Below are 4,887 nucleotides of genomic sequence, written 5' to 3' on the forward strand. Positions count from 1 at the left end.
TTATACTCCCCCGCTATGCGGGGGAGGTGGATCATTTGCGGCAGCAAATGAGACGGAGGGGGATTGGGCCCGCTATCGTCTCTCACTGCTCTGTTCATCATACGGGTGCCAAGCCCCCCCCCTCCGACTGCGCGCTGTCGCTTGCAGCCACCTCCCCGCATAACGGGGGAGTATAAGGAGAAAGAAGCCCTTTGCAGCTTTAGCTCAGCGACATTCGGACGATATCGGATACGGCAGGAATCTCCTTAAGGAAGGCGTCATGCCCATACAGCGATGGGAAGTCGATGAAAACGCTATCGGCCAGGGCACCATGCAACATCTTCATGTCGTCATAGGGCACCAGACGATCGGTCGGCACGGCGGCCAAATACACCTTGGCCTTGATCTTCGCCGGATCGACGCGATGGCGGTCCAGGCTGTCCGACATGGAAATCCAGCGGTTCACATCGGTCGCCGAATAGGCGTCGCCACGCGCCCGCAGATAGCCGCACACCGTGTAGTTCTCACCGGCCAGCTCAGGCGGCGGACCGTCGAAACGCTCGGCAAATTCGGCGTCCGACCGATAGGTGGTCATGGCCAGTTGCCGCGCCAGTGAAATGCCCTCGGCATCGCGGCCGGTGGCCTTTCCGAACAACAGCAACCGGCGCTGAAGGCCACGGAAAGCCGTTGCCATCGGATGCGCGCGATGGGCGGCCGAGATGATACAGAGCCGCTCGACAGCGTCGGGATAGAGTTCGGCGAAGGCCAGGGCGATCATGGCACCATAGGAGGCGCCGACGAAGTTGTAGATGCGCTCGACACCCAGGTGATCCAGCAAAAGCTTGACCAGGCGGGCCTGGTCGTGGGTCGATATGGTGTAGATCTGGCTGGCCGGCAAGCGCGGGGCGAACTCGATGCTGAGCACGCGCCAGACATTGAGGTCCAGGGCTTCGTTAGGGCCGGCGACGCCTTCCCACCAGCCCGGCGCGGCGGCCGTGGCGTCTTCCTTGGCGAACAGCACCCGGCCGGCCGAGATCCCGCCGGCGGCGACCACGACGGGTGCATTGGCCGGGCCATACAGCCGCGCCACCACATCCGTCTGTTCCAGCTTCTGTCCGCTTTGCAGGCGGAAATCGTCGGGAATAAGAGCCGTGATATCGGTACCGTCGAGATCAGGCGCGCTGAGAAAGGTCTGCATATTCATGGTGTGTCCGGTGATACACGTAATGCCCTCAAGCAGCGAAGCGGTAGGGCAACTAAAACATGTCATCGGGACCAGACGGGAGAACGCCCCGCGCGACGGCGGGTTGGCGTGTCTCTCATCTTTCGGGGAAATGCGCCCCGTAGGAGTTGGCACCATTCCACAGGCTTGTGGCGGTTGCCCCAGCGTCGTCGGGCCTTTCCCTCGGCTGGTCTCGATGAGTTACGATTTTCATTACGTATTTTCGCAGTTGCGTCAAGAGTTCTGTCAGAACTGCGATATGAGATCGGGCTGTTTCGCCTTGCGTGGCCAGAGGAGCCACACGGCCAGACCGAGAAAAACCAGGCCGAGACCGCCGGCTATGATGGCCAGATTGAAGAAGTCTCCGGCCATACCAAAGCGGATTGCCCAGACATCGGTGGATCTGACATAGGCCGCCACCGCTACGCCTTCGCAGCCCAGGCCGGTAGCTATGGCGAAAAGCCCAACGACTATTTTCCAAAGGTATCGCATATGGCCCCCGTTTTATGCAGCAGCTTATGGCGCAATAGTGCGTTCGGCAAGCCCCGCGCGGATGCGGCTCCATTCGGCCAGGACAATGCCGGCGCAGACGAGGGCCAGGGCGGCAATATGGAAACCGTGCAGCGGTTCGCGCAGGATCAGCACCGCCAGGATGACGCCAAAGATCGGCAGAAGGTTGATGAACAGGCCGGCGCGGTTGCTTCCGATCAGCTCAATCGCGGCGATATAGGCGCCGGCGGCGATCAGCGACGGGAAGACGGCGGCATACGCCACCACCCACCAGCCCTGGGCGTCGGGCCAGGTGACGGGCGCGTTGTGATAGCGCCAGATCAAGGCGGGGACACAGGCGACGAGGGCGCCGATACATGAGGTCGCCAGGAAGGTCTTCCAGTGCAGGTCGGGCTTCCAACGCAGCGCCACCGTGTAGCCGGCATAGACCAGGACCGCGACCAGCATCATGGCATCGCCGATATTGAGGTTCAGATGCAGAAGTTGGCGAATATCGCCGTGGGTGGCCGTCACCAGCACACCGCAGAAGGTGAGAACGAAACCGGCGATCTGAGCCAGCGTGGCGCGCAGGCGGAACAAAGCGAAATTGGCCAAGAAGATAACCAGCGGAATGCCCGACTGTTCGATCATCACATTGACTGTGCTGGTATGGTTCAGCGCCATATAGAGCAGCAGGTTGAACAGGGTAAACCCGATGGCGCCGTAGCCCAGAAGCAGGGGCCATTTCACATTGATGACGGGCCAGTCGCGCTTTAGCTGCGGGACGGCCAGGACCAGGATGATCAAGCAGGCGAACACCCAGCGCAGGCTGGTCAGCAGGACCGGTTCGATATGGCCGACCGCCAGCTTGCCCGCCACGCTGTTTCCGGCCCACAGGAAGTTGGTCAGGATCAGCAGGGCATAGGCGCGTAAGGACATGCCCGCTTCTAGGCGCAAAGGCGCAATCGATTCAAGCTCCGAACCTTCCAACCGGGGTCTTCGCGCCTTCACGTCTTCGCGTGACGCTCATAAGCCGTCGTGGCAAAATACCGGAACTCGCCAATTTTCGCTTTTCCTTTGCTGTTGGCTCCTGTAGCGACCTCACACGAATAAACAGGGCAGGCCTATGTCAATTCTCGTCGTCAAATTCGGTGGTTCGGTGCTGGTGTCCGAGAGCGCGCTGCATCGTGCCGTGTCGGAAATCTACCGCTATACCCGCGATGCCCGTAAGATCATCGCCGTCGTCTCGGCCTTCAAAGGCCAGACCGACCAACTTCTGCGCCTGGCCGGCGCCTATACCCAGGCGTCCTCGTCCTCGGCCACGCCGCACCTGGTTGCCACCGGCGAAATGCGCGCCGCCACCCTGCTGGCCATGGCCTGCGAACGCTCGGGCATCCCGACCCGTTTCCGCTCCGCCTCTGAAATCGGCCTGGTGGCCGATGGCGAGCACCTGAACGCCAATCCCGTATCGATGAAGCCCGACGTGCTGACCAAGGACCTCGAGGCCGTCGACCTGGTCGTGGTGCCGGGCTATGTCGCCGAAAGCGCTTCTGGCGAGCCCGTCCTGCTGGGCCGCGGTGGTTCGGACCTGACCGCTGTTTTCATCGCCGACAAGCTGGGGGCGCCGGTGCGCCTCTATAAGGATGTCGACGCCATCTACGACGCCGATCCGGCCCAGGTTGGCGATTCCGCCAAGCCCTTCGACAGCCTGAACTGGGACGAGGCGCTGAAGATCGCCTTCCCGGTGGTCCAAAACAAGGCCATGCGCTACGCCGCCGACAAGGGCCTGATCGTCGAGGTTGGCGGCCTTTCCAAGGGCTATCAGACGGTGCTGGGCGCGCCGACCACCTACCGCAAGGCTGCCGTGCTGAAGCGTCCGATCCGCATCGCCGTCATGGGCGCTGGCGGGGTCGGGGCCAAGTTCCTGGAACGCTGCCTGGAATGGTCGGACCTGATCGAGGTCGACCGCGTCCTGGTGCGTGACCCGTCCAAGCGTCGCGACCATCCGCTGGCCGCCGCCTTTACCTCGGATGCGCGCAACTTTGTCCGCAACGATGTCGATGTCTTTGTTGATATCGGCACTGGCGTCTCGCCGTCGGCGGAATTGCTGGAAGGCTTCCTCAAGGCCGGTGTTTCGGTAACCAGCGCCAATAAGCAGGCCGTGGCCGCTTCGGGTGACAAGCTGCGCGCCGCGGCCAAGGCGTCGGGTGCCATGCTGACCTATTCCGCCAGCGTCGGCGGCGGCGCCCCGGTCATCGAGGCTCTGAAGCGCGCGGTGAAGTCGCATAAGGTCAAGTCGATCGCCGGGGTGTTGAACGGCACCTCCAACTTCGTTATCGACCAGGTCGAGTCAGGTAAGAGCTTCGACGCCGCCATGGACGAAGCGCGCCGGTTGGGCTTTGCCGAGCCGGATTCGACCGCGGATCTCGACGGCACCGATGTCGGCGCGAAATTAAAGCTTCTTCGTGAGATCGCCTTCCCGGGCTTGACACCGGCGCATCTCGAAGTCGGCCAGATCACCGAGGAATCGCTGATCATCCCGACCGGCAAGGGGCTGCGTTATGTCGCGCGGTGTTATCTCACCGAACAAGGCCTGCAAGCGTCGATGAAACTGGAAGTGCTGGATCGCGACCACTACCTGGTTGGCGCACGTGGCGAACAGAACCGCGCCATCATCGAGCTTGATAATGGTGAGACCTGGTACGTGACGGGCAAGGGCGCCGGCGCCTGGCCGACGACCGAGTCGCTTCTGGCCGATGTCTTGCAGATCGCCCGCGAGTCAAAGCTCTCCCAGTGACCCCGGAAAGCTGTAACGCCTTCTGCGCCGGACTTCCCGCCACCAGCCATGTGGTGCAATGGGGCGGTTCGGACGTGTGGAAGGTGGGCGGCAAGGTCTTTGTCGTCGCCAGCGAGGAAAACGGCCATTTCGCCGTCAGCTTCAAGGTGTCGGAACTGGCCTTCGAGGCGTTGCGCGATCATCCCGATTGCCGCCCGGCGCCCTATCTGGCGTCGCGGGGGATGAAGTGGATCCAGTATTATCGTGGTGACGTGATGGACGATGGTGAATTGGAAGACTTGCTCCGCCAGTCCCATTCTATCGTCGCGGCCGGGTTACCGAAGAAGACGCGGGTAAGTCTGGGATTGACGTGAAGCGGAGCTGTCCGTAGGACCCCTCCGTCTCGTCGCGTTTCGCCATT

At 62.2% G+C, this 4,887-nt stretch carries 5 protein-coding genes and 1 riboswitch; of the genes, 2 read left to right on the forward strand and 3 right to left on the reverse strand.

From position 1 onward, the window contains the following. Positions 1-199 precede the first annotated feature (199 nt). The 3 genes from metX to ABI_RS19050 all read right to left on the reverse strand — a co-directional run bounded on the left by metX (position 200) and on the right by ABI_RS19050 (position 2,629). Complete coding sequence (gene metX / locus ABI_RS19045; RefSeq protein ID WP_006274696.1) at positions 200-1,183, reverse strand: homoserine O-succinyltransferase MetX; 984 nt, start codon at positions 1,181-1,183, stop codon at positions 200-202. A gap of 112 nt (positions 1,184-1,295) precedes the next feature. Further along, positions 1,296-1,404: riboswitch (SAM riboswitch) on the reverse strand. A gap of 43 nt (positions 1,405-1,447) precedes the next feature. After that, positions 1,448-1,693, reverse strand: a complete 246-nt coding sequence (locus ABI_RS25385) for a hypothetical protein (RefSeq protein WP_006274697.1) — start codon at positions 1,691-1,693, stop codon at positions 1,448-1,450. Positions 1,694-1,717: 24 nt separating this feature from the next. Further along, complete coding sequence (locus tag ABI_RS19050; RefSeq protein ID WP_040309865.1) at positions 1,718-2,629, reverse strand: DMT family transporter; 912 nt, start codon at positions 2,627-2,629, stop codon at positions 1,718-1,720. 187 nt (positions 2,630-2,816) lie between these two features. Between ABI_RS19050 and ABI_RS19055 the strand changes: the two genes are divergently transcribed. Together ABI_RS19055 and ABI_RS19060 are read left to right on the forward strand one after the other, a co-directional pair. Then, a complete protein-coding gene (locus ABI_RS19055) occupies positions 2,817-4,487 on the forward strand; it encodes an amino acid kinase family protein (RefSeq protein WP_006274699.1) in 1,671 nt (556 codons plus the stop codon). Next, positions 4,484-4,840, forward strand: coding sequence for an MmcQ/YjbR family DNA-binding protein (locus ABI_RS19060; RefSeq protein WP_006274700.1), 357 nt, complete (start codon positions 4,484-4,486; stop codon positions 4,838-4,840). The genes ABI_RS19055 and ABI_RS19060 overlap by 4 nt, the downstream gene beginning before the upstream one ends. Positions 4,841-4,887 lie beyond the last annotated feature (47 nt).

Source organism: Asticcacaulis biprosthecium C19, assembly GCF_000204015.1.
Taxonomy (GTDB): Bacteria; Pseudomonadota; Alphaproteobacteria; order Caulobacterales; family Caulobacteraceae; genus Asticcacaulis; species Asticcacaulis biprosthecius.

Bases quoted from the DNA above. Each gene is read 5' to 3' on its own strand.
- ABI_RS25385 (WP_006274697.1), bottom strand. From the start codon at position 1,693: ATGCGATACCTTTGGAAAATAGTCGTTGGGCTTTTCGCCATAGCTACC.
- ABI_RS19050 (WP_040309865.1), bottom strand. From the start codon at position 2,629: ATGTCCTTACGCGCCTATGCCCTGCTGATCCTGACCAACTTCCTGTGG.
- metX (WP_006274696.1), bottom strand. From the start codon at position 1,183: ATGAATATGCAGACCTTTCTCAGCGCGCCTGATCTCGACGGTACCGAT.
- ABI_RS19055 (WP_006274699.1), top strand. From the start codon at position 2,817: ATGTCAATTCTCGTCGTCAAATTCGGTGGTTCGGTGCTGGTGTCCGAG.